Source organism: Methylorubrum extorquens, from assembly GCF_024169925.1.
GTDB lineage: Bacteria > Pseudomonadota > Alphaproteobacteria > Rhizobiales > Beijerinckiaceae > Methylobacterium > Methylobacterium extorquens_A.
Genome location: NZ_JALJXF010000001.1, coordinates 4,692,501 through 4,715,770, shown reverse-complemented (window position 1 = coordinate 4,715,770; position 23,270 = coordinate 4,692,501). Strand labels below are relative to the sequence as shown.

Here is a 23,270-nt window from a genome sequence, read left to right as displayed (position 1 = left end):
CCTCCGCGTCGCCTGTGAAGTCGAAACCGGACAGGGCCGAAGCGAGCGGATAATGAAGGACGACCGAGGAAGCGCATTACGGCGGCGTGGGCGATGTCTTCCCGCCGAGTGACTTCTTTCGCGGCCACATCTTTATCCTGATCTTTCCAGCCTTCTTGATCGGAACGGATGTCGTAAAGGGATTTATGCCGCTTCTCGCGACCGCGACAGCTTCGAGAGAGGGCGCACCGGAGGCGGCGCGCACGGATGCCTCGACGGCGCAAACCGGCGGCACAGAGCCTCGCCGGCGGCCCGACTCTCGCCGACTTGGCAAAGTGTAAGGGGAGTCCCGGCGTTCGGGTTGGGCTTGCCTCAATCCAGCCCGAGCGAGACCCGGCGCCCGGGCAGCCTGAGATCCGGTCGGTGGCTCGTCAGCACGACGATGCGGTCATGCCAGTGCGCGAGCAGGCGCCCGAGGATGCGCGCGGCCTGATCGTCGCCGAGATGCTCGGCCGGCTCGTCAAGGAGGATGACGGGGGCCGGGCTTAAGCAGGCGCGGGCGAGGTTGAGGCGTTGCGCTTCGCCCAGCGAAAGGCCGCCCTCGCCGATCCAGGCATCGAAGCCGCCGGCCGCGCGAATGCGGGTGTCGAGTTCGACGGCCTCCAGGGCCGCCCACAAAGCCGCGTCGGAGACGCCGGGCGCGAACAGGTTCTCGCGGACGGTGTCGGACAGGATCGCCGCATCATGCAGGCTCAGATGCGTCAGCGCCCGCCGCTCAGCCGCCGGGCGGACGGCACCGCCGAGCCGGATCGTCTCGCCGGGCCGCTCCTCGCTCCAGCCAGCCAGCGCCTTCAACAGGGTGGTCTTGCCGCAGCCGCTGGCGCCGACGAGGGTCAGCGGTGTGCCGGGGACGACGGCAAGCTCCGGTGCCGGGCCGAGATCGCGCCCGTCCGGCGCCCGCAGGCGCAGGCCCTGCAGGGTCAGGGCGCCGGGGGCCGGACCGGGCCGAGGGGCCGGCTCCGCGGCGGTGCCTTCCTCTGCGGTGCCTTCCTCTACGGCGAGGGATTGGCGGGCGAGCCGGGCACGGACGGAGCCGAGCAGCGCTCGCGGCAGCGACAGGATCGGCTCCGCGAGGGCGAGCCAAGCGAAGGCCAGGAAGGCGGCGGGCAAGAGTCCGGTGCCGCGGGCACCCGCGCTCCAGGCGGCGAGCAGCACGACCAGGGCGATGGCGGGGCCGGCCAGCGCCAGTACGGCCTCGAACCGGGCCAGCGCCCGCCTTCCGCAGGCGGCCTCGCGCTCGGCATCGCGCAGGGGATCGAGGGCGATCCGCAGGGCCGGGCCGCGCCGCCCCTCGACGTCGAGGGGTACCGCACCCGCCAGCGCCGCTCCGAGATCGGCGGCAGCGGTGCGCCGCGCGCGGCGGGCCCAGGCCTCGATGGCCGCGAGCCGCGTCAGCGCGTGCCGGGCCACGAGGCCGCCCGCCAGCGCGAGCACCGCGACGGGAAGGAGCGCGAGCGGCGCCGTGAGGGCCGTGGCGAATACGAGCCCGGCGAGCGACGCGCCGGTCAGGGCCACGGGAAAGCCGATGCGCAGCCGGGCGTAGTCGATGTCGGCCACGTCGTCGATGAAGTCGGCGAGCCGCTCCGGCCGCCCGAGCTGCCAGCCGGCGCTGCGGCTCTCCGGGGCCCGCGCCAGGGCGGCGAACAGGCCAGCGCGGCGGCGGACCTGATCGGTCAGCGCCACGCGGTGGCCGGCCATGCGTTCGCCGTAGCGCGCGCCCGTGCGCAGCAGCGCGAACAGGCGCACCAGGGCGGCGGGGTGGTGGAAGTTGAAGGCGAAGGCCGCCGGCCCGGCCCCGGCCAGGGCCACCGCGGCCAGGAAGCTCACGGCGGTGCCGGCGAGCGCGAGATTCGCGGCGAGCGCCAAAGCCGCGAGGGCGAAGGCGAGGGTCCAAGCTCGGGACGTTTCGGCGCGGCCGGAACCGCCCGGCGTCGTATCGGAGCGGGTGCGCATCAGGCCGCCTGCCTCTCGGAAAGGGCGGGCCTCAGGGCGATGCGCCGGTCGGCGATCGCCGCCAGCGCGGGGTCGTGGGTCGCCACGATGACGAGGCGGGTGCGGGCGGCGCGCGCGAGGGCCCGGCGCACCCGCGCGGCGTTGTCGGGATCGAGCTTGGCGGTCGGCTCGTCGCAGAAGGCGGTGCCGGGCCGCAGCAGCAGGCGCGCGACGGCGACCCGGACCCGCTGGCCGCCGGAGAGGTTTTCGGCGCCCGCCCGTACGGGGGCATCGAGGCCGCCGGGCCAGTGCGGATCGTCGTCCAGGCCGAGCGACGCGGCGGCGGCCGCAACCGCCTCAGGCGGCACCGGTCTGCCGTCGGCGATTGCGGTTGCGAGCGTGCCGGCCGGGATCGGCGTGTCCAAGGAGACCCAGGTCGCGGGATGCCCCTGATCCGGCGCGCGGACGGTCCCGGCGAGGGGTGCCTCGACACCAGCGAGCACCCGCAGCAGGGTCGACTTGCCGGCACCGCTCGGGCCTGTCAGCGCGACGAGGCCGGTCGCGGGCAGGTCGAAATCGGCGACGGGTCCGGCATGGGGCAGGACGAGGCCGCGGGCGCCCGGCATTGCGGGAACCACGCCGCGTTCGGGTACCGTGTCGGCGTCCTCCGAAAACACCCAGGCGAGCGCCTCCGCGGCCGCCTCACCCTCCGCCTTGGCATGGTAGAGTTCGGCGTAGCGGCGGAACGGCAAAAAGTATTCGGGGGCGAGCAGCAGGATCAGCAGGCTCTGCCACAGCGCCAGACCTGCGAAGCCCGGCACCTCGGCAAGGCCGAGATGGCCGAGCCCGAGGAAAACCGCCAGGATCGCGATGGCGAGCGAGGCGAAGAAGTCGAGCACGCCCGCGTTCAGAAAAGCCACCGCCAGCACGCCCATGGTGCCGCCGGCGTAAGTCTCAAGCCGACGGTCGAGCTTGGCCGTCTCGCGGGGCAGGCCGTGGGCGGAGAGGATCGTCGGCAGCGTCCGCACCCGGTCGGCGAACTGCGTGGCGAGCCGCCCGAGCGCCGCCTCCTGGGCGGCGGCCCGCTCGCGGATCATGCCGCCGACGAGGGCAAAGAACACGATCATCACCGGTGTGGCGAGGAGCAGCGCCAGGGCCGCCTGCCACGAGACGACGGCGACCGCGCATGCCGTCAGCACCGGCCCGAGCCCCATCATCCGCCGCGCCACGGCGTGGCCGACGACGAGCCGGGCGAGCGCGCCGGGATGCCGCTGCAGCCCGGCGATCACCGCGCCGCGCGGCAGATCGGCGGCGGTGCGCGCCGGCATCGCCGCGAGCCGCGCCTCCGCGGCATCGACCAGAGCGACGGCGATCTCCGCCTCAAGGGCGGCGCTGCGCGCCTCGATCGCGCATCCCAGCCCGGCGCCCGCGAGGAGGCAGGCCCCGGCAAGGCCGAGCGCGGGCCCGTCGAGCCCGCCCGTCTCGATCAGCGCCCCGGCGAGCCGCGCCAGCGCGACGGCGAGCCCGAGCGTCGCGGCGCAGCGCAGGGCCTGGAGCCCGTGAAGGCGCGACAGGCCGGCCCGCGCCGCCCCGCGGGCGAGGGTCAGCGCCGCGGGCTCTGGGGCGGAACGGGCGCGGGGGGATCGACGGGTCATGCCGCCTTGTGCGGCGGGGGCGGCTCGAGCGGCTTTGATCTGCGTCAAGGATGCAAAAGCGCGGCAGCGCGAGAGGCAGCATCGGACAAGGAGCCTCCCATGACCGACCCGCTGCTCGTCGATCTGTCGCGCCTGCAATTCGCGCTGACGGCGATGTACCACTTCCTGTTCGTGCCGTTGACGCTCGGACTTTCGATCCTCGTCGCCATGATGGAGACGGTCTACGTCATGACGCGCCGCAAGATCTGGCGCGACATGACCAAGTTCTGGGGCCTCCTGTTCGGGATCAATTTCGCGCTGGGTGTGGCCACCGGCCTGACCATGGAGTTCCAGTTCGGCATGAACTGGGCCTACTACTCGCACTATGTCGGCGACGTGTTCGGGGCCCCGCTCGCCATCGAGGGCCTGATGGCCTTCTTCCTGGAGGCGACCTTCGTCGGGCTGTTCTTCTTCGGCTGGGACAAGCTCACGGCATTGGCCCACTGCATCGTCACGTGGCTGATGGCGCTCGGCACGAACTTCTCCGCACTCTGGATCCTGATCGCCAACGGCTGGATGCAGAACCCGGTCGGCTCCGCCTTCAACCCCGACACGATGCGCATGGAGGTGACCGATTTCGCCGCCGTGATCCTCAATCCGGTGGCGCAGGCGAAGTTCGTCCACACGGTCTCGGCCGGCTATGTCTGCGGCGCGGTGTTCGTGCTCGGCGTCTCGGCCTTCTACATCCTGCGCGGGCGGCATCTCGAACTCGCCAAGCGCTCGTTTGCCATCGCGGCGGCCTTCGGCCTTGCCTCGGCCCTCAGCGTCGTCGTGCTGGGCGACGAGAGCGGCTACGCCGTCACCGACCACCAGAAGATGAAGCTCGCCGCCATGGAGGCGATGTGGCACACGGAGCCCGCGCCCGCGTCGTTCACGGCGATCGGCGTCCCGGATCTGGAGAGCCGCACCACCCGCTACGCGCTCCACATCCCCTACGCGATGGGCCTGATCGGCACCCGCTCGCTGACGACCGAAATCCCCGGCATCACCGAACTGGTCGATCACGCCAAGGGCCGCATCCGCAACGGGCTCGTCGCCTACGCCGCGCTGGAGCGGATCAAGGCCGACCGCACCGACGAGGCGGCCCGGGCCGAGTTCGCCCGGACGCAACAGGATCTCGGCTACGCGCAGCTCCTCAAGCCCCTGATCGGCGATCCGCTGAAGGCGACCGATGCGGAGATCGACCGAGCGGCGTGGTCCACCGTGCCGCACGTGCCCTCGCTGTTCTTCACCTTCCGGGCGATGGCGGCCTGCGGCTTCCTGCTGATCGGCCTGTTCGGGGCGGCGCTCTGGTACACCGCCCGCGAGGCCGAGGCGCCCCGCTGGCTGTTCCGGGCCGCGCTGCTGGCCCTGCCGCTGCCCTGGATCGCGATCGAGTTCGGCTGGTTCGTCGCCGAGTTCGGCCGCCAGCCCTGGATCATCGAGGGCGTGCTTCCGACCGCGCTCGCCACCTCGGAACTCGGCATTCCCTCGCTCCTCATCACCATCGCCGGCTTTACCCTGGTCTACGGCGTGCTCGCGGTGATCGAGGTGCAATTGATGCTGCGCGCCATCGCCAAGGGCCCGGAGACGCTTGCCGAAGACCCGGCCGCCCTCTTCCCCGGCACCGGCACGAACCGGACCGACGCCGGCCTCGTCGCGGCCGAGTAGCCCTCTCCCCCCTTCGCCGGCCGACCTCGCCATTGCGCCGGCCCCTCGCCCGAGGAGTTTCCCTCATGCTCGCCCTTCTCTCGGACTACGAAAGCTTACGCCTGATCTGGTGGGTGCTGCTCGGCGTGCTGCTGATCGGCTTTGCCGTCACCGATGGCTTCGATCTCGGCGTCGGCGCCCTGCTGCCCTTCGTTGGCCGCACCGACGTCGAGCGGCGCCTCGCGATCCACACCGTTTCTGCCACCTGGGAAGGCAACCAGGTCTGGCTGGTGCTCGGCGGCGGCGCGATCTTCGCCGCGTGGCCGGCGCTCTACGCGCTGAGCTTTTCCGGCTTCTACCTCGCGATGTTCCTCGTGCTGTTCGCCCTGATCCTGCGGCCGGTGGCGTTCAAGTACCGCTCGAAGCGCGAGAGCGTAGTCTGGCGCGCGCGCTGGGATTGGGCGCTGTTCGTCGGTGGCGCGGTCCCGGCGCTCATCTTCGGCGTCGCCGTCGGCAACGTGCTCCAGGGCGTGCCTTTCCACTTCACGGGCGACCTTCGCCCGATCTATGCGGGCAGCCTCTTGGGCCTGCTCAACCCGCTGGCGCTGCTGTGCGGCCTCGTCTCTCTGGCGATGCTGGTGGCGCACGGCGCGGCGTGGCTCGCCTTCAAGGCCGAGGGGCCGGTCGCCGAGCGCGCCCGCGCCATCGGGCTCAAGGCCGCGCTCGCCACCGCCGCCCTGTTCGCCCTCGGCGGCCTCCTGATCTGGGCCGGCGCCTTCGGCGGCTACCGGGTGCTGAGTCCGCTTCCCGGCGATGGCCCGTCCAATCCGCTGACCAAGGCGGTCGTGGCGGATGCCGGCGCGTGGCTCGCGAACTTCCGGGCCCATCCCGCGCTCGCCCTGGTGCCGCTCTCCGGCATCGCCGGCCCGCTGCTGGCGGCGCTCGGCTTCCGCGCCCGGTTCGAGGGGCTGACCTTCCTGGCCTCCAGCCTCGGCATCGCCTGCATCATCGCCACCGTCGGCCTGTCGATGTTCCCGGTCATCCTGCCCTCGAACACGCATCCGGGCCACGCACTGACCGTGTTCGACGCCTCCTCCAGCCGGGCGACCCTGCGCAACATGCTGATCGCCACGGTGGTCTTCCTGCCGATCATCCTCGCCTACACCGCCTGGGTCTACCGGGTGCTGTGGGGCAAGGTCTCGGAGCGCGACATCACCGCGCCGGGCTCGGCCGCCTACTGACGCTCCCGGCCCCGGCGCCGCCGGGGCCTCCCCCCTGCCTCGCATCAGGACGCGCGACGATGTGGTACTTCGCCTGGATCCTCGGCCTCGGACTGGCCGCCGCCGTCGGCGTGCTCAACGCCCTCTGGTACGAGCTGCGCGCCGTGCGCGAGACCCCGCCCGAGGTCACGCCGACGCTGCCGACGCCGTGAGGCGCCGTCTCCGAGCCCCAGGCCTCAGCCGCAGATCAGATCGATGGCGTGCCGGCTGAACCGCTCGGCGAAGGGCTCGGGCGGTGCCCGGTCGGTCACCACGGTGAGCGGCGCGGCCAGATCGAACGTCTGGAGGTTGGCTTGGCGCCCGAACTTGCGGGAATCGGCGAGCAGCACCGCCCGCCGGGTCTGGCCCCGCAGCGCCCGACGCAGGACGGATTCGTGCTCCTCGTAATCCATCCAGCCCTGGGCAAGGTCGCAGGCCGCGATGCCCATGATCGCGAGATCGAAGAAGTGGCGCCGGGCGTAGTCCACGGTGTCGTAGCCGACCAGCGCGTTGTCGTTCGGCCGCAGGCGGCCCGGCGTCAGGTTCACCCGCGCCGGGCTGTCGGCGAGCAGCAGCGCGAGGTCGATGGAATTCGTCGTCACCGTGAGCTTGCGGGTGGTGAGCCGCCGGGCCAGGGCCAGCGTGGTGGTGCCGGTGTCGATGAAGATCGACATCCCGTCCTCCACCAGCCCCTCGGCCAGCGCGGCGACGCGGCCCTTCTCCCGGCTGTTGAGCCCGCTGCGCTCGGTGAGCGGGCGCTCCTGATCGAGGCGCGGCATCACGGCGCCGCCATGGATGCGCCGCAGCAGCCCGCGCTCCTCCAGCATCTTCAGGTCGCGCCGGATCGTCTCGTCGGAGACCGCCAGGGTGGCGGCGATGCTGGTGACGCCGACGCGCCCCGTCTGCGCGAGCTGCGAGAGAATTTCCTCGTGGCGATGATCGGTCAGCATCCCGGCCCTGTCCCCTTTGGGATCAGGATAGCGCCGCAGACACAGAACGGTCGCGCACAATTTCCAAGACGTGCACAGGGTGCACAACCACGCCGCGATCCTGTCCGGCCCAGGCGAGCCGGACAGGATGCGGCGCGCGTTCCAAAAAATCAGGCGTCGAGGGCCGGGGCGCAGCGGTGATGTGTCGCCTGCTCGTAGGCGTAGGCGCAGGCGAGCAGCTCGCCCTCGCTCCACATCCGCCCGACGAAGATCAGGTTGAACGGCGAGCCGGAGGCGTAGGCGCCCGCCGGCAGCGTCACCCCCGGCAGGCCAGCGATGTTGATCTCGCAGACCGTGGTCTCGAGGAGCGTGCCCGGCCCGTGCAGCGGCGGCAGCTCGGCCCGCATCTGCGGGAAGACCAGGGCATCGAGCCCGTGCTCCGCCATCACCCGGTCGAACAGCGCGAGATAGGCCTCGCGGGCGGCGAGGAAGCCGGAGAGGTCGGGCGGGCTCGCCGGGTCGGCGAGGCAGGGCGCGAGCCCGGGCAGGTTGGTGATCGGGTGCAGCACGCCGCCCGGCGCGAAGGCGTCCTCGGCTTTCGTCGCCTCGGCAAAGGCGGCGAAGCTGCGGATCGCCGCGTCCGGCCCCATCCGCTCCAGATAGAGCTGAAGGTCGTAGGGTGCGGATTCGAAGCCGCGGGCGTCGAAGTAGACGAGGCCCGGCGTCGGCTCGGCGAGGGCGGCGAAGTCGGCTCCAGCGAAGGGATCGGCTACCAGGGTAGCGCCGGCCGCTTCCAACTCCTTCTGCGTGCGCGCGTAGAGGGCGCTCGCCTCCTCCGAGAGCGGCAGGTCGCGCCAGCCGGGCCCGTAGAGGCCGAGGCGCTTGCCCGCCAGCGCGCCCGCATCGAGCCCCGCCGCGTAGCCCGCGGCCGGGCGCTTGCCGATGCCGGCCACGGTCTTGGGGTCGGCCGAGGAATAGCCGGCGAGTGCGTCGAGGGTGAGCGCGGCATCGCGCACGCAGCGGGCGATCGGCCCGACCACGTCGCGGGTGCTGCCGGCCAGCGGCATCACGCCGGCATTCGGCACGAGGGCGAAGCTCGGCTTGATGCCGACCAAGCCCTGCGCCGAGGCCGGGTTCTGGATCGAGCCGCCGGTCTCCTCGGCGAGCCCGAGGACGGCGAGGCTCGCGGCCACCGCCGTGGCGGTGCCGGCGCTCGACCCGCCGGGGATGCGGTCGGGCGCGGCCGGGTTGAGGGTGGGGCCGGCCCAGGAATCATTGGCGTGGCTGCCGGTGTGGCTCAGCACCGGCACGTTGGTCTTGCCGAGGATGACGCAACCGGCCGCGCGCATCCGCGCCGTCACCGGCGCGTCGGTCGCCGGAATCAGATCGACGCCGCCGGCCTCGGCGGACAGGAAGTGCCAGCCGCCGGTGCTCGGCAGGCCCGCCATGTCCATCGTGTCCTTGATGACCACGGGTACGCCCGCAAGCGGCCCCAGCTCTTCGCCGGCCGCACGGCGGGCATCGATGGCGCGGGCGTCGTCGAGTGCCCGCGGATTCATCACGATAAGCGCCTTGTAGCGCGGATTGTAGGTCTCGATCCGCGCCAGGAACGCCGCCGCCAGCGCCTCGGCGGTGACGCGGCCCTCGGCAAAGGCGCGCTGGCAATCCTCGACCGTCATCTCGATCAATTGGTCCGCCAGCGCATCCTCGGCCATCTCGGGGGCGACGGCGACGGAAAGGGCCATTGCGTTCATCTCGATCTCGCGCTCCGCATCCTTGAAGACGGCGAGGCCGATTCCATCCCGTTGGAATCGCTCACGCGAGCCATCCGCGCGGGGGCGAAACGGAGGCTCGCATGCTCGCCGTCACCGGCCCTCACGGCCGGCGGACACGTCCTAGCAACGCCTATGCCACAAAAGCCACAAAACCCTCGAAAGGCGGATCGGGCCCTGTCGCATCCGATTCGAGGGGACGGCCGGTTCGCCGGCCCGCGGAATAGCTTTCGACGTTTCACGCGTGCAGGGCGAAGCTCTTCCCGGGAACACCGGGCCGGCGGGCGGTGAATGGCGCCAGCATTAACCGGCCCTTAAGCGCTTGGCGGCCTCGTCTAACGGGCAGGAATACCAATCCCGGTTTTCTGCGGCCGGCAAGCTGTGCCGGCGGAGCCCTCGCATGCTGGATTCCGTCCGAATCTCGCTCAAGGTGCTGAACGCGGCCCAGCTCGCCCTGATCGCGGCGGTGGCGCTCGGGCTCGCCTGGATCGGGACCGCTGTGCTCGGGGCCGGTCCCGCCACGGACGGCGCGCAGCGTGCCGCGATGACGGGCGCACGTGCCTTCGCGGACGCAGTCGATGCGGAGCTGCATGGCAGTGTCGCGGATGCGCGCACCGTCGCGCTGCTGCTGCGCCCCGGCGATCCGACGCTGAACGAGGCCGAGCGCTCGGCCCTGCTGCGGGACTGGCTCGCGCTCAACCCGCGCTACGGGGATGCCGCGCTGATCGGTGCGGATGGCAGCGTGCGCGCCGCCGCCGATCCGCGCCGGCCCGGCAGCAGCGTCGCCCGGCAGCCCTGGTTCGCGCGGGCGCGCAACGCCGAGGTCGTCATCGCGACCCAGGGAGACGAGACGGCACCCTTCGATGTCGTCCTCTCCCTCGGAGTGCCCGGACGCTCCGACCGGATCCAGCTTCGCGCCGGCCCTGCCTTCCTCGAGATCGGTGCCCGCCTGCGCGGGGCGCTCGACCTGCCCGAAACGACCGCCTTCACCGTGAGCGGCGCCGACGGGCGGCGGCTCTCGGGCACAGCGTCCGCGCCCTGGGGCGAGCACCGCTCGGCCTCCGCGCCGGTCCAGGGCGGGCGCGAACTCAGCTCTCCCGGCTGGGTGGTGACCGCCTACGCACCGGCGAGCGTGACGGCGGGTCTACTGCCCGACGGGCGCCTCCTGGCGCTGGCGCTCGCCGTGGTGGGCGCTGCCGCCGGGCTCGGCTACGCCCTGGGGGGCCGCGCCGCGCAGCCGCTGCAGCGCCTCGCCCAGGGCGAGGCCGGGCCGGACGAGGCTGCGGCCTCTCCGGTGCGCGAGATCGCGGCGCTGACCGAGGCGGTCGCCGGCCGCTCGCAGAGCCGTGAGGCGGCGCTGGCGCTGGCGGGAACCGGTCTCGACCGGATCAAAGGCCGGCTTCAGACCTTCGAGGCGATGTCCGGCTGGACCTGCTGGGAGATCGACCCGGAGACGCGTCAGGTCGTGTGGTCGGATTCCGACCGGACCGGCACGGCGACGGCCTCGGACCACGCCACCGACCTGTCCGACCTCGCCGAATGGTTCGAGCCGGAGGACCACGCCCTCCTCGACCTCACCCTCGACGCGGCGCGCCGGGCGGACGGGCCGCACGACGTGGTGCTGCGCGCCCGCGCCGACGGCGCCGACCCCGCTCCCGAAGCGGAGCGGCGGGTGCTGGTGCGCTTCCTGCGCGCGGCGGGCGACGGCAGCCGCATCCACGCCCTGAGCCGGGCGATCGAGGGCGGCGTCTCGGAGACGCCCTCGGGCCTGAACGAGCGGCGGCGCAACGCCGTCCTGCGCCGCGTGACCGACGGCATCGTCCACGACTTCAACGACGTGCTCACGATCGTGCATGCCAACCTCGCGACCGTGCGCCGACGCCACGGCCTGAACCCCGAGCCGGCACGCCTCGTCGATGCGGCGCTCGCGGGCGCCACGCGCGGGGCGGCGCTGACCCGGCGGATGCTCGGGCTCGTGCGCGGCGAGGGCGAGGCCTTGGCCGAGTGCGACCTCGGCACGAGCGTCGAGGCCGCCCTCGCCTTCATGGCGGCCAACGTGCTGCGCGACGTGCCGGTCATCAACCGCGTTCCCGGCGACCTGCCGAAGGTGCTGTGCGCCGAGCGCATCCTCGAACTCGTCCTGCTCAACCTCGCCTTCCACTTCCGCGATCACGGGCTTCATGGCTTCGCGATCGGGGCCGCTGAAGAGATGACCGAGACGGAGACGGGCTTCGGCCTGCCGCCGGGCGCTTACGTGCGCCTCCTCGTCGCCAGCGGACAGCACGAGCCCGGCCGGACGGTGCGGGCACCCCGCTCAGGGTCGCTGGAGACGGTGGCCCGGCTCCTCGCCGAGATCGGCGCCGGCTGGCGCCCCGTCTCGGACGGGACCGGCGAGGACGCCTTCGTCGCCGAGATCTGGCTCCGGGCCGCCGAGCGGCCGCCGGAGCATCCGGCCCTCTGGTATTCCACCCTGCGCGTCCTCCTGGTGGAGAGCGACAGCCTCGTCCGGGCGAGCCTCGCCGAGGCGCTGGCCGATCTCGGCCACGACGTGGTTCAGGCCGCCTCGGGCGAACATGCCCTCGCGCTGCTCGGCGAGAGCGCGGACTACGACGCCATGGTCGCCGACCAGTCGATGCCGGTGATGACCGGCCTCCAGCTCGCCGCGACGGTGGTCGAGCGCTATCCCGACATCCGCATCATCCTGGCGAGCCCCCACGGGCACCTGCCGGCCGCGGCGCGGCAGTTCCTGCAACTGGACAAGCCGTTCCGCCCCGACGATCTCGCGGCGGTGCTGAGCGCGGCGGCCCCGCAGGCCCGGGCGGCCTGAAATCGCCCGGCATCGGGAACGCCTGACAAGATCTCGGCCGAGATGAAATAGGCTTTTCCGGATTCGGGGAGGATCCTGTTAACCGTGGACCCCGATAAATCGGTGCGTAGCGTGTGCGTATCCGAGGATCGAATGGCTGTGGTTTCTCGCAACCATCAACGGGCTCCCGGGAATCTCTGTATTCTTGCCTGCGGGCTTGCGGCCGTGCTCGCCGCCCCGGCCCGAGCCGCCGACCTGCCGGCTCCGGCCCCCGCAGCCGCGAGCGTCGATTGGTACACCGGCGCGCAAGCGCAGGCGGTGGACGACAGTTGGGCGGTGGCCGTCGATGGCTCGACCAGCATCACCTCCAATTCCTCGGCCTTCGGCTCCGTCACCGTGACGACGGCACTCGGCAGCCCGCCGACGGTGAGCGGCGCGCGCGTGCGCGTCGAGGCTGTGGCCGGCACCTACTCCTATCCCGGACAAGCCGTCGGCGCCCGCGTCACCGGCTACCAGCAGGAGGGCTCGCTGCTCACCGGCTACGAGTGGATCTGGCGGGAAGCGGCGCTCGCCGGCTATGTCGGCTTCAACGTCCGCAGCAACCAGCTCTCGATCCCCGACCCCGGCAACCCGGTCGTCGGAACGGGTGTGGGCCTGAAGGTCGCCGGTAATTTCTACGCGACGCCGACCGACCGGACCATGGTCTCGGCCTACGGCTCCTACTCGACCAAGTTCAACGCCTACTATTCCCGGTTCCGCGTCGGCTACATGGTCGCCGACGGCGTCTATATCGGCCCGGAGGCTTTGTTCCTCGGCGACGACTTCTTCCGCCAGTACCGCGTCGGCGCTCATCTCTCGGGGCTCAGCTTCGGCCCCGTCCAGATGTCGCTCGCCGCCGGCTACGTGCGGGACCGCGTCCAGGGCACGGGCTACTATTCCAGCATCGAGGCGCGCGCGAACTTCTGAGCGGGCGGGCCGACGGTCACGCCAGCGGACAATCCGCCGCCTTGTCTCCCCGTCTCACTGCAAAGTACCCCTGTCTCACGTGAACAACGGCTTCCGTACCAGGAAGACATTCCTCGTTACCGCCTGTCATTTCCGCGAGATTTCGTCCGAATTTTCGGACATTGTCTACGGATGACGCTAGGCTCCGCAGCGCAAAATCAACCCTGTTGGTAAAGTGGGGCGGCGGCGTCGTGAACGCATCCGGAAAGCGGCGTATTTTCATGATGGATCCGTCCACGAGGCAGGGGTGGCGAGTGTGATACGTGCGCTGCGGTGGCTGGCCTGGATGGGGACGACGGTTGCCGGCCTCATCCTGCTGAGCCAACCGGTCGGGACGCAGAACCAGCTCGCCATGAGTCTCGCCGCCATGGCGGCGATGATCGTGCTGTGGCTGTTCCTCGACGGGCCGCGCACCCGCTTCGTCTTCCTGGCGCTCGGGAGCCTCGTGGTACTCCGCTACATCCTGTGGCGGGTCACCGACACGCTGCCCTCCCCCGGCGATCCAATCAGCTTCGGCTTCGGCCTGCTGCTGCTCGTGGGCGAATTGTACTGCGTCTTCATCCTGTTCGTGAGCCTGATCATCAACGCCGATCCGCTCAAGCGGCCCCCGCCCCCCGCGGCGAGCGCGGCCGAACTGCCGACCGTCGACGTGTTCGTGCCGAGCTACAACGAGGACGCCGCCATCTTGGCGATGACGCTGGCCGCCGCGCGCCAGATCAACTACCCGCCCGACAAGCTGACCGTCTGGCTTCTCGACGACGGCGGGTCGGACCAGAAATGCGCCGACCCCAACCCGGAGAAAGCCAAGGCCGCCCGCGACCGGCGGCGGGAGCTGACGGCGCTGGCCGAGGAACTCGGCTGCCGCTACCTCACCCGCGCCCGCAACGAGCACGCCAAGGCGGGCAACCTCAACAACGGTCTCGCCTTCGCCAGCGGCGAGATCGTTGTCGTGCTCGATGCCGACCACGTCCCGTTCCGCTCTTTCTTGAGCGAGACGGTGGGCTACTTCGCCGAGGACCCGAAGCTCTTCCTCGTCCAGACGCCGCACGCCTTCCTCAATCCCGACCCGATCGAGCGGAACCTGAAGACCTTCGAGCGGATGCCGTCGGAGAACGAGATGTTCTACGCGGTGACGCAGCGCGGGCTCGACAAGTGGAACGGCTCGTTCTTCTGCGGCTCCGCCGCCCTCCTGCGCCGCACCGCCCTCGACGAATCCGGCGGCTTCTCCGGCATCACCATCACCGAGGATTGCGAGACCGCGTTCGAGCTGCATTCCCGCGGCTGGACCAGCGCCTATGTCGACAAGCCCCTGATCGCCGGCCTCCAGCCCGAGACGCTCTCGGCCTTCATCGGCCAGCGCTCGCGCTGGTGCCAGGGCATGTTCCAGATCCTGCTCCTGAAGAACCCCGCGCTACAGAAGGGGCTCAAGCCGATCCAGAAGATCGCCTACCTCTCGAGCATGACGTTCTGGTTCTTCCCCGTGCCGCGGCTGATCTTCATGTTCGCGCCGTTGCTGCACATCTTCTTCGACCTGAAGATTTTTGTGGCCAGCGTCGATGAGTCGATCGCCTATACGGCAACCTACATCGTCATCAACCTGATGATGCAGAACTACGTCTACGGCAAGTTCCGTTGGCCCTTCGTCTCGGAGCTCTACGAGTACGTCCAGGGCCTCTATCTGTCCAAAGCCATCGTCTCGGTGATCTGGTCGCCGCGAAAGCCGACCTTCAACGTCACCGACAAGGGCATCAGCCTCGACCACGACCATCTCTCGTCGGCCTCGCTGCCGTTCTTCGCCGTCTACGGGCTGCTGGCGGCGGGCTGCGCGGTGGCGGCGTGGCGCTACCTGTTCGAGCCGGGCGTGACCAACCTGATGCTGGTGGTCGGCCTGTGGAACTTCTTCAACCTGCTCACCGCGGGCGCGGCGCTCGGGGTCTGCGCCGAGCGCCGACAGCTGGAGCGGACGCCCTCGCTCGCCATCAACCGGCGTGGCCAGATCACGCTGGGGGGCCGGGCCATCGACGTGTCGATCGAGCGCGTCTCGGCCGAGGCCTGCACCGTGCGCCTGCCCGCCGCCCTGTTGCCGACGGGGGGCGGACACCGCAAGCTCACGGGCGCGCTCACCGTCGTCCCGGTGCCGGGTGCGCGCCCGGCCGGTGCCCTGCCGGTCACCCTGGAGGGGATCGACCGCACCGGGGACGAGGCCTTCGCCCGCCTGAGCTTCGGCCGCCTGCGCCCGCAGGATTACGTGGCGCTCGCCGGCCTGATGTACGGCGACGCGGAAGCGATGCGCCGCTTCCAGATGCGCCGCCGCCGCCACAAGGACATCCTGACCGGCACGCTGCAGTTCATCTGGTGGGGGCTCTCCGAGCCGTTCCGCGCCGCGCGCTACGCCTTCGCTGCCGATGCGCGGCCGGCGGTGGCGCCGGTGATCGACGGCACCTCGCCGATCTACGATGCGCCGGAACAGGCGCCGACCGGGGCGAACCTGCCCGAACCGCTGCTTGCCCCAGCGGTGCAGGCCCACACGCTTCAGGCCGCCCCGCAGGCTCCGAGGGAGCCCGTGCCGGCCCAAGCAACGCCTCAGGCGCCGGCGAATACGCCGGCCAACACATCAGCCAACTCTCCTGCCCGCGCCTCGAACGATTGGGTGCGCATGATGCTCGACTACGAGAACGAGCGCGCGCTCGCCGGTCGGACCGGCCGCGGCACCGGCACGGCATGAGCGCGATGGCGGGGCGGCCTCTCCCACGATCCGGGCTCGGACCCGCGCGCCGGGCCCCCCGGACGCCTGCCCTGGCCGCCGCGCTCGCCCTCGCGCTCATGGGCGGGGTGCCGGCCCGCGCGCAGAGCTTCCTCGGGACCGGGCCGGCCGAGCGCCTGACGGTACCGCCGACCGGAGACGCCCTGCGAAAGCAGGGTCCGGCACCAGTTCAAGCTCCGGCGCAAATCCCCCCGCGAGGCCCCGCGCCCTCCACCACTCCGGTGCCGACGACGCAAGGCCGTCCGTCGGCCCCCGACAGCGCCGACGCCGGACGCCGTCAGCAGGTCCAGGCGACCATCGCCCCGGCCCGCCGCCTGCCCGCCGGCACCCGCGGCTTCCGCCTTTCGGGCGAGGAGGACGTGCTGCAATACCCGGTCTACCTCACCGAGGGGCAGGCGCGGGGCGGGGCGCGGCTGCGCGTCTCCTACCTCTCGGCGATCTCGGTGGCGCCGGAGGGCTCGGAACTCACCGGCCTCGTCAACGGCACCAAGGTCGGCTGGACCCGGATTCAGGCACCTGGCGCCGTCAAGGTCGTGGAATTCGCGATTCCCGACGGCGTCCTCAAGGCCGGCTACAACGCCGTGACCCTGACGGCGAGCCAGCGCCACCGGGTCGATTGCGCGATCGAGGCGACCTACGAGCTCTGGACCCAGATCGATCCCTCGCGCTCCGGGCTGGTGGTCGCGCCGGCCCCCGACCTCGACCTGAAATCGCTGGCCGCCCTCGAACCCGACGAGAGCGGCGCGCTGCCCATCGGCGTGCTGCTCAACGAGAAGCCGACCCTGCCGCGTCTGGAGCGGATGATCGGCGCCGTGCAGGCGCTCGCCGTCGTGAGCCGGCTCGCCCGGCCCGCGGTCAGCTTCGGGCCGCCGCTCTCCGGCCGCAGCGGGGTCAACCTGCTCGTCGGCACCGCCGCCGAGATCCGCGGCACGGACGGCGTCGAGGATCTTGGGCCGATCACCGGGCCCCGGCTCGCCCTGCTGCCCCCGCGGGGCAACCGCACGCCGACGCTCGTCGTCACCGGCACCGGCCCCGAGGACGTGCGGGCGGCCGTCACCCAGCTCGCCGCGGCCGGCGATGCCGGCGGCAGCGGGCCCGGCACGGCGCTCGCGCCCCTGATCCGGGGCTACGAGGTGCAGGGCGGCGAGCGGCTCGAACTGGAACGCCTCGGCGTCACCAGTCGCGAGTTCAACGGGCGCCTGCTGCGCACCCGGATCGAATTGCGCTTTCCCCCCGATTTCGTGCCCGCCGATTACGGTAAGGCCATGCTGCATCTGGCCGGCGGCTACGCCGCGGGGCTCGATTCGAACGCGCAGATCGTCGTCGATATCAACGGCCGCAACGCCGCGAGCGTGCCGCTGCCCTATGCCCGCGGCGAGGTATTCGACGATCAGGCCATCCCGCTGCCCTTGAGCCTGTGGCGGCCGGGCCTGAACAGCGTCGAGATCAGCGCGCAGTTGCCCAACGCGGCGGACAGGGTCTGCGATACGCTCTCCCCGGCGGCGCGCCAGCCGCGCTTCCTCTTCCTCGACCGCACCCGCCTCGAAATCCCGTCCCTGGCCCGAGCCGTGCGCAGCCCCGATCTCGCGGCGGTCAAAGCCGGTGCCGTGCCTTTCACCGCGCCGGGCCAGCGCCCGCGCCTCGTGCTGCCGGTGAGCGACCGCGAGACGGCGGATGCGGCCGCGACGCTGGCCGCCCGCCTCGCCATCGCCGCCAAGCGCGTGATCGACTTCGAACTCGTGCCCGATGCCGGCGGCACGGAGAGCGGCGCCAAGCTCGTGGTGGCGCCCGCCCGCGCCCTCAATCCGGTGACGATCCAAGAGGTCGGCCTCGATCCCGAGGAGATCCGCCGCATCTGGGGCGGGCGGGCCGAGACGGTGGCGACGCCGGGCCAGTTCGGCCCCGAGGGCGTGCTGACCCTCGACCGGCTGCGCCGCAACCTGCCGATGCGCTGCGCCCTGCCGCCCGCCGCGGTGCCGGTCAGCGTGGCCGCGGCACCCCCGGCATCCGCAGCCGCCCCCGCCGCGCCCGCGCCACGAACGCCGCCGCGGCCGGCAGCCCCGGAGACCGATGAGGAACTCGTGGCCCGCTGGGACCAGACCCTGTCGGGCGCGGCCTTCGTGCCCACGGTCCTGCGGGAGGGGTGGACCCGGCTCGCGAACGGGGCGCTGCGGCTGCGCAACGGCATGACGGGCCTGATCGAGGCGCCGACGGCAGACGTGCCGGTCAATCCCCGCGCCTCGCTCATCATCGCCGAGGACAGCGGCCGAACGCGGCTGAGCGAGACCACCGTGCTCGTCACCGCGCCGAACCCGTCGATGCTCAAGGCCTCGGTGTCCTGCCTCGTCGATCCCGTGGTCTGGACCCGCCTCGTCGGGCGCGCCGCCTTCCTCGACGCTTCGGACGGCACCCTCACCACGGTCGATGCGGATCGCGTCGCGCTGATCGAGACCCGCTCGTGGTCGCTCGCGAACTTCCGGCTCGTTTCGGCGGCCTGGCTCTCCCTCAATCCCGGCTACTACGTCGGCATGACCCTGTTCATGGCGCTGTGCCTCGGCCTCGCCACGACGGGTCTCGTTCGCCAACTCGGTCGGAGGAATTCCTGATGCGGCCCCCCCGCGCGCCGTGCCGTCCTCGCCGCCGCCCTGCCACCCTGGGCCTTATCGGATGGACGGTCGCCACGGCGCTCACCCTCGCGGCGGCCGGATCCGCCGCGGCGCAGACGACGCCGCAGCCGGCCTCCCCGGAGACCGCGCCCCAAGGGAGCCAACCTGCGCCGCAGCAGACGGAGGCCACCACGGTGCCGCCCGCCACGGCCCTGCCGAGCCCGCCACGCGCCGAGACGACGGCGCGGACCGATGCCGGCCCGATGCTCGCCAACACGCTGGGCGACGACGCGGCGTGGCGCGCCTACCGGGCGCGGTTCATCACCGAGCAGGGCCGGATCGTCGACACCGCCAACGGCCTGATCAGCCACAGCGAGGGCCAGGGCTACGGCATGCTGCTCGCCGTCGCGGCCGGCGACCGGGCCAGCTTCGAGCGGATCTGGGGCTGGACCCGCGCCAACCTGATGGTGCGCTCCGACGAGCTGCTGGCATGGCGCTGGGCGCCCGACCACCGCCCGGCGGTCTCCGACATGAACAACGCCACCGACGGCGACATCCTGGTCGCCTGGGCGCTCACCGAGGCGGCGGAGGCCTGGGGCGAACCCTCCTACCGCACCGCCGCGCGCCGCATCGCCGTCGAGTTCGGCCGCAAGACCATCCTGTTCAAGGACCCGCACGGGCCGGTCCTGCTGCCGGCCGTCTCCGGCTTCTCGGCCCGCGAGCGCACCGACGGCCCGCTCATCAACCTGTCCTACTGGGTCTTCCCCGCCTTCCAGCGATTGCCGATCGTCGCCCCCGAATACGATTGGGCGTCGCTGATCCGCAGCGGCGTCGATTTCCTGCGCCAGTCCCGCTTCGGGCCGAGCAGCCTGCCGACCGAGTGGATTTCGGCCAAGGACAGCTTACGCCCCGCCGACGGCTTCCCGCCGCTGTTCTCCTACAACGCGATCCGGGTGCCGCTCTATCTCGCCTGGGCCGGCGTCGGGCGGCCGGAGGACTACGCGCCCTTCAAGACGCTTTGGGGCGGGATCGACCGCGAGCGCCTGCCGATCGTCGACACCCGCGACGGACAGCCGGTCGAGTGGCTGAGCGAGCCGGGCTACACGGCGATCCCCGCGCTTACCGCCTGCGCCGCGGACGGAACGCCCTTTCCCGAATCCTTAAGGACGGTGCAGGACAATCAGAACTACTATCCGGCTACCCTGCAACTCCTCTCGCTGATCGCGGCCCGGATGCGGTATCCGTCATGCGTGAAATCCTGACGCCCCCGCGGCGGCCTCCACCGAAAGGGCTGCCGGCCCGGCGGGAGAGAATGCGCCGGGGTCAAACGGCCGGACCGTTGGCCGTTGTCACGCGGTCGGGCGCGCTCATCGGAGCGCTCTTGCTCGCCGGTGCGGCGCCCGCAATGGCCCAGAGCGGCGCGGCGCCGGAATCGTCCACGCGCCTCATCTACGGCGACGGCGCCCGCGCGCCCGCGATCGTGGTCGATCCCGAGACCGGGGTCACGCCCGGCATGGTCGATGAGAGCGCGCTGCGCTACTACGCCTCGCAGAAGCAGACCGCCCGGATGAAGGCCGAGATCGCGCGGCTGAAGCGGCTCTATCCCGGCTGGACCGAGCCGGGTGATCTCGACACCCTGCAGCCGAGCCCGCCCGAAGAAGCGCCGCTGTGGGATCTGTTCACCGCCGGACGCTTCCAGGATCTGCGCGCGGCCATCGCCGCGCGGCGCTCGCTCGAACCGAACTGGCAGCCCTCGGACGAACTCGCGCGCAAACTGCGCCGGGCGGAGTTCCGCAACAGCATCAAGGCCACCGCGGAGAAGAACGGGACGGGCAAGAACGAACTCGGCAAGAACGCCGACGAGGTGGTCGCCCTCTACCGCTCCGATCCCAGCGCCCTCGAGACGTCGGACCTCGAAAGTCTCTGGATCATCGCCGACGCGCTGGCCACGACGGGGGCGGGCGAGGACGCCTTCGATCTCTACAAGTCTGTCCTCGACGGCCCTGCCGATGCGGGCGCGCGGCTCGCCACGATCCAGAAGGCGATGAGCCATCTCAAGATGGATCAGGCCGAGCGGCTCATCGCCATGGGGCGCACCGCCTCGGAGGGCGCCTCGGAATTCGACGCGATCCGCCTCGATATCACCCGCGCCCGCATCGCCGCCTTCCTGCACGACGAGCCGGCCCAGACGCCGACGCTGGCCGACCTCACCGCCTTCCAGACCTACGCCCGCAAGAGCGGTGACCCGAGCCAGACCGGGCTGCTCGGCTGGTACGCCTACAAGCGGCGCCAGTTCCGCGAGGCGCTGGAATGGTTCAAGCTCGCCATCGGCCGCGGCGGCGACGCCATGGTCGCCCACGGCCTCGCCCATACCCTGCGCGAACTCAACATGCTGCGCGAGGCGGAAGAGGTCGCCTATGCTTGGCGCGACCGCTTCGTCGGCAACGAGCTGCTGTTCATCGACGTGCTCGAACGCAAGCTGACGCTGGCCAACCCGCCCTTCATCGAGCCCGCGCGGATCGAGCGCTACGCCAAGGTCGTCATCGCCTCCGCCTCCGGTGAGGGCGCGCAGGGGTTGGCGTGGTACGCCTACAATTCCTGCCAGTTCGACACGGCGCTCGAGTGGTTCCAGCGCGCCGTCGCCTGGATGCCGAGCGAGACCACGGTGTTCGGCTACGCCCTCACACTGCAACGGCTGAAGCGCCAGCGCCCCTATCTCGAAACCGTGAACCGCTACGACGGCCTGTTCCCGAAGGTCGTCGACATGCTGTTCCGCGAGGATACGGGCGGGCCGCCGCTGCCCTGCGCCACGCCGCAGCCGCCCCCGCCTCGGCCGCCCGCGCGGGCGGAGGCGCGGCCCGAACCGAAACCCGAAGCCCCCTCCTACGGCCGCGTACCCCGGCCGGACGCGGCCACGATGGGCGCCCAGACCGGTGCGGTGCCGGCGGCGGTGCAGCGCAATGAGTTCCCGCTGAGCGTGCCCCTCGACAATCCCCTGCGCTACCCACCGGCCTCGCTGCAGCGGCCGCTCACCGAGCCGGCCGCGCCCGGCAGCTACGCCCGCGAGCCCGTGACCGCGCGGCCGCCCCTGGTGGCGCGGCGCGTCAACGGGGCGGGCGCGATGCCCTACGAGCGCTACGGCTTTGCCCTGCTACCGGGCTATAACGGCCTCGACAAGCCGGAGGGCCTCTCCCCGCCCCCGCCGGGCACGCTCTGGCAGGACCAGCAGGCCGAGCGCGGCCGGGCCGCCACCACGCCGGAGAGCGACCGTTTCTCCGTGCCCTCCCGCGTCTCGTCGGGCAACGGGCCGAACGGGAAGGGTTTTCCGTGAGATCGCGTCTCCTCGGCCTCCTCGCGGCAGTCCCGGCCCTGCTTCTGGCCGGTCCGGCCCTGGCGCAGACCGCGCCGGTCCTGCGCCTGCCCGGCGCCGGCACGGTCGCGGGCGTCGTCGAGACGCGGGTGCGCGACGGGTTCGATCAGCGCATCCGCTTCGAGGGCGGCGACGGCCGCAACCATGCCGAGATCGCCCTGCGCAACGAGACCGGCGACCTCCTGCTCGCCTTTCCGCCGCGGCTGGCCAAGCCGAGCCAGTTCGGCATCGACGGCGAGATCGCGGTCCGCTTTCCGGGGCAGGTTCTCCGCGTGGTCGCGCCGCGGCGCAACAACTACGGGCCGGTCGGCCTCGCACTCGGGAGCGACTGCCTCTACGCGTGGCAATGGTTCGAGCGGGCGAGCGCGGCTCAGCGCGCTGCGAGCCGCGGCGGCCTGTTCGACGCGTCGGTCTCCCCGACCACGGGCCGGCGCGCCCTCTCCCTGCGGATCCGGCTGTGCCGCACGGCGCAGGCGAGCCTCGACGACCTCGTCGCCGCCGTCGAACGGATGACCATCTCCCTCCCCGGCGAGCCCGGGGCGCGGTCCGCCCTGTCCCGATCCCGTCCCTCCGCGGTCCGGCGCGAAAGGCCCGCCCCCGTGAAGCGGCAGGCGACGCGGCCCGCGCCCAGCGCGCCGCCCGCCGACGCCGCGCCGAAGCCGCCACCGGCTGCTCCGCCACAGGCCGCGCCACCGCTCCGCCCGCCGACGCCCACGCCGCCGGAGAGCGGTGGCCGCCGCTACCTCGCCCCCACCACGCCGCAGGGCGCCGCCCCGGCCTCCGAACCGCCGGTCGCGAATCCGGCGCCGGGCGGGGCGCAGCGCTACATCACCGATGTGCCGAAACCGGCAGAGGGGGCGGGCGGCGGCTTGATGCCGAGCCCGGCTCCGGGCCGCTCGACCGGCGAGAGCCTGTCGCGCGATCTCCCGGCCGAGGCGTACCGGCCTGCCCCGAGCCGCGACGGGCCGTGACCGGCTGACCGAGGCGACGGGCGGGTGCTTCGCAGGGAGACCGCAGGCCGCTCATGTATGGCGAGCGTGCCTTGGGAGCGCGCACTCAACCGATGGCGAGACCGCCCAGCGCCGTCAGCACGACGACAAACCAGGGCGGCGCCTTCCATACGGTCAGCAGCACGAAGGCAAGAGCCGCGAGGGCAAAATCGCGGGGCGAGCCGACCGCGCCGGTCCAGACTGGATCGTAGAGGGCCGCGCCCAGGATGCCGACCACGGCGGCATTGGTGCCGCGCATGGCCGCCCGCGCCGCCGGCCGCGCCCGGACGACATCCCAGAAGGGCAGCATCCCGTAGACGAGCAGGAGGCCCGGCAGGAAGATCGCGACGAGGGCGATGGCGGCCCCGAGAACACCGTTCGGCGCCGGGTGCGCCACCGCGCCGAGATAGGCGGCGACCGTGAAGAGCGGACCCGGCACGGCCTGGGCCGCGCCGTATCCGGCAAGGAAGGCATCC

Annotated in this window: 15 protein-coding genes (1 of these 15 only partly in view); 10 read left to right on the top strand and 5 right to left on the bottom strand. The window is 72.0% G+C overall.

Annotated elements, in window-relative coordinates:
- Positions 1-351: 351 nt before the first annotated feature.
- Together J2W78_RS21960 and J2W78_RS21955 are read right to left on the bottom strand one after the other, a co-directional pair.
- Positions 352-1,992, bottom strand: a complete 1,641-nt coding sequence (locus tag J2W78_RS21960) for an ATP-binding cassette domain-containing protein (protein WP_253373701.1) — start codon at positions 1,990-1,992, stop codon at positions 352-354.
- Complete coding sequence (locus tag J2W78_RS21955; RefSeq protein WP_253373700.1) at positions 1,992-3,626, bottom strand: ATP-binding cassette domain-containing protein; 1,635 nt, start codon at positions 3,624-3,626, stop codon at positions 1,992-1,994. Before J2W78_RS21955 ends, J2W78_RS21960 begins: the two co-directional genes overlap by 1 nt.
- Positions 3,627-3,725: 99 nt before the next feature.
- On the opposite strand from J2W78_RS21955, the gene J2W78_RS21950 reads away from it, so the two are divergent.
- The 3 genes from J2W78_RS21950 (at position 3,726) to cydX (ending at position 6,726) form a co-directional block, all read left to right on the top strand.
- Positions 3,726-5,315 (top strand): cytochrome ubiquinol oxidase subunit I, encoded by a 1,590-nt coding sequence (locus J2W78_RS21950; RefSeq protein ID WP_253373699.1) that lies wholly within the window; start codon positions 3,726-3,728, stop codon positions 5,313-5,315.
- A 65-nt stretch (positions 5,316-5,380) separates the two neighbouring features.
- Positions 5,381-6,535: a cytochrome d ubiquinol oxidase subunit II gene (gene cydB / locus J2W78_RS21945; RefSeq protein WP_253373698.1), complete on the top strand. Its 1,155-nt coding sequence runs from the start codon at positions 5,381-5,383 to the stop codon at positions 6,533-6,535.
- A 59-nt stretch (positions 6,536-6,594) separates the two neighbouring features.
- On the top strand, positions 6,595-6,726 hold the full coding sequence (gene cydX / locus J2W78_RS21940) for a cytochrome bd-I oxidase subunit CydX (protein ID WP_012453227.1): 132 nt from the start codon (positions 6,595-6,597) through the stop codon (positions 6,724-6,726).
- A gap of 24 nt (positions 6,727-6,750) precedes the next feature.
- Here the strand turns inward: cydX and J2W78_RS21935 are convergent, their stop codons facing one another.
- Together J2W78_RS21935 and J2W78_RS21930 are read right to left on the bottom strand one after the other, a co-directional pair.
- Positions 6,751-7,503 carry a DeoR/GlpR family DNA-binding transcription regulator gene (locus tag J2W78_RS21935; protein WP_253373697.1) on the bottom strand — a complete coding sequence of 251 codons (753 nt, stop codon included), beginning with the start codon at positions 7,501-7,503 and terminating at the stop codon, positions 6,751-6,753.
- 149 nt (positions 7,504-7,652) lie between these two features.
- A complete protein-coding gene (locus tag J2W78_RS21930) occupies positions 7,653-9,236 on the bottom strand; it encodes an amidase (protein WP_253373696.1) in 1,584 nt (527 codons plus the stop codon).
- Between the two features lie 418 nt (positions 9,237-9,654).
- Here J2W78_RS21930 and J2W78_RS21925 point away from each other — a divergent pair, with 418 nt between their 5' ends.
- From J2W78_RS21925 to bcsN, 7 genes are all read left to right on the top strand, one after another.
- On the top strand, positions 9,655-12,081 hold the full coding sequence (locus J2W78_RS21925) for a response regulator (protein WP_253373695.1): 2,427 nt from the start codon (positions 9,655-9,657) through the stop codon (positions 12,079-12,081).
- Between the two features lie 132 nt (positions 12,082-12,213).
- A complete protein-coding gene (gene bcsS, locus J2W78_RS21920) occupies positions 12,214-13,026 on the top strand; it encodes a cellulose biosynthesis protein BcsS (RefSeq protein WP_253373694.1) in 813 nt (270 codons plus the stop codon).
- A 286-nt stretch (positions 13,027-13,312) separates the two neighbouring features.
- Positions 13,313-15,790 carry a UDP-forming cellulose synthase catalytic subunit gene (gene bcsA / locus J2W78_RS21915; RefSeq protein WP_367399384.1) on the top strand — a complete coding sequence of 826 codons (2,478 nt, stop codon included), beginning with the start codon at positions 13,313-13,315 and terminating at the stop codon, positions 15,788-15,790.
- Complete coding sequence (locus J2W78_RS21910; RefSeq protein ID WP_253373693.1) at positions 15,787-18,435, top strand: cellulose biosynthesis cyclic di-GMP-binding regulatory protein BcsB; 2,649 nt, start codon at positions 15,787-15,789, stop codon at positions 18,433-18,435. Before bcsA ends, J2W78_RS21910 begins: the two co-directional genes overlap by 4 nt.
- Positions 18,435-19,697 (top strand): glycosyl hydrolase family 8, encoded by a 1,263-nt coding sequence (locus J2W78_RS21905; RefSeq protein WP_253373692.1) that lies wholly within the window; start codon positions 18,435-18,437, stop codon positions 19,695-19,697. Before J2W78_RS21910 ends, J2W78_RS21905 begins: the two co-directional genes overlap by 1 nt.
- Positions 19,682-21,766, top strand: coding sequence for a hypothetical protein (locus J2W78_RS21900; RefSeq protein WP_253373691.1), 2,085 nt, complete (start codon positions 19,682-19,684; stop codon positions 21,764-21,766). The genes J2W78_RS21905 and J2W78_RS21900 overlap by 16 nt, the downstream gene beginning before the upstream one ends.
- Complete coding sequence (bcsN, locus tag J2W78_RS21895) at positions 21,763-22,776, top strand: cellulose biosynthesis protein BcsN (RefSeq protein WP_253373690.1); 1,014 nt, start codon at positions 21,763-21,765, stop codon at positions 22,774-22,776. The genes J2W78_RS21900 and bcsN overlap by 4 nt, the downstream gene beginning before the upstream one ends.
- Positions 22,777-22,861: 85 nt before the next feature.
- On the opposite strand, the gene chrA is transcribed toward bcsN, so the two are convergent.
- A protein-coding gene (gene chrA / locus J2W78_RS21890) for a chromate efflux transporter (protein ID WP_253373689.1) crosses the window boundary here: on the bottom strand, positions 22,862-23,270 show its final stretch. It continues 824 nt past the right edge of the window; the window shows 409 of its 1,233 coding nt (coding positions 825-1,233); its start codon lies off the right edge, out of view; its stop codon occupies positions 22,862-22,864.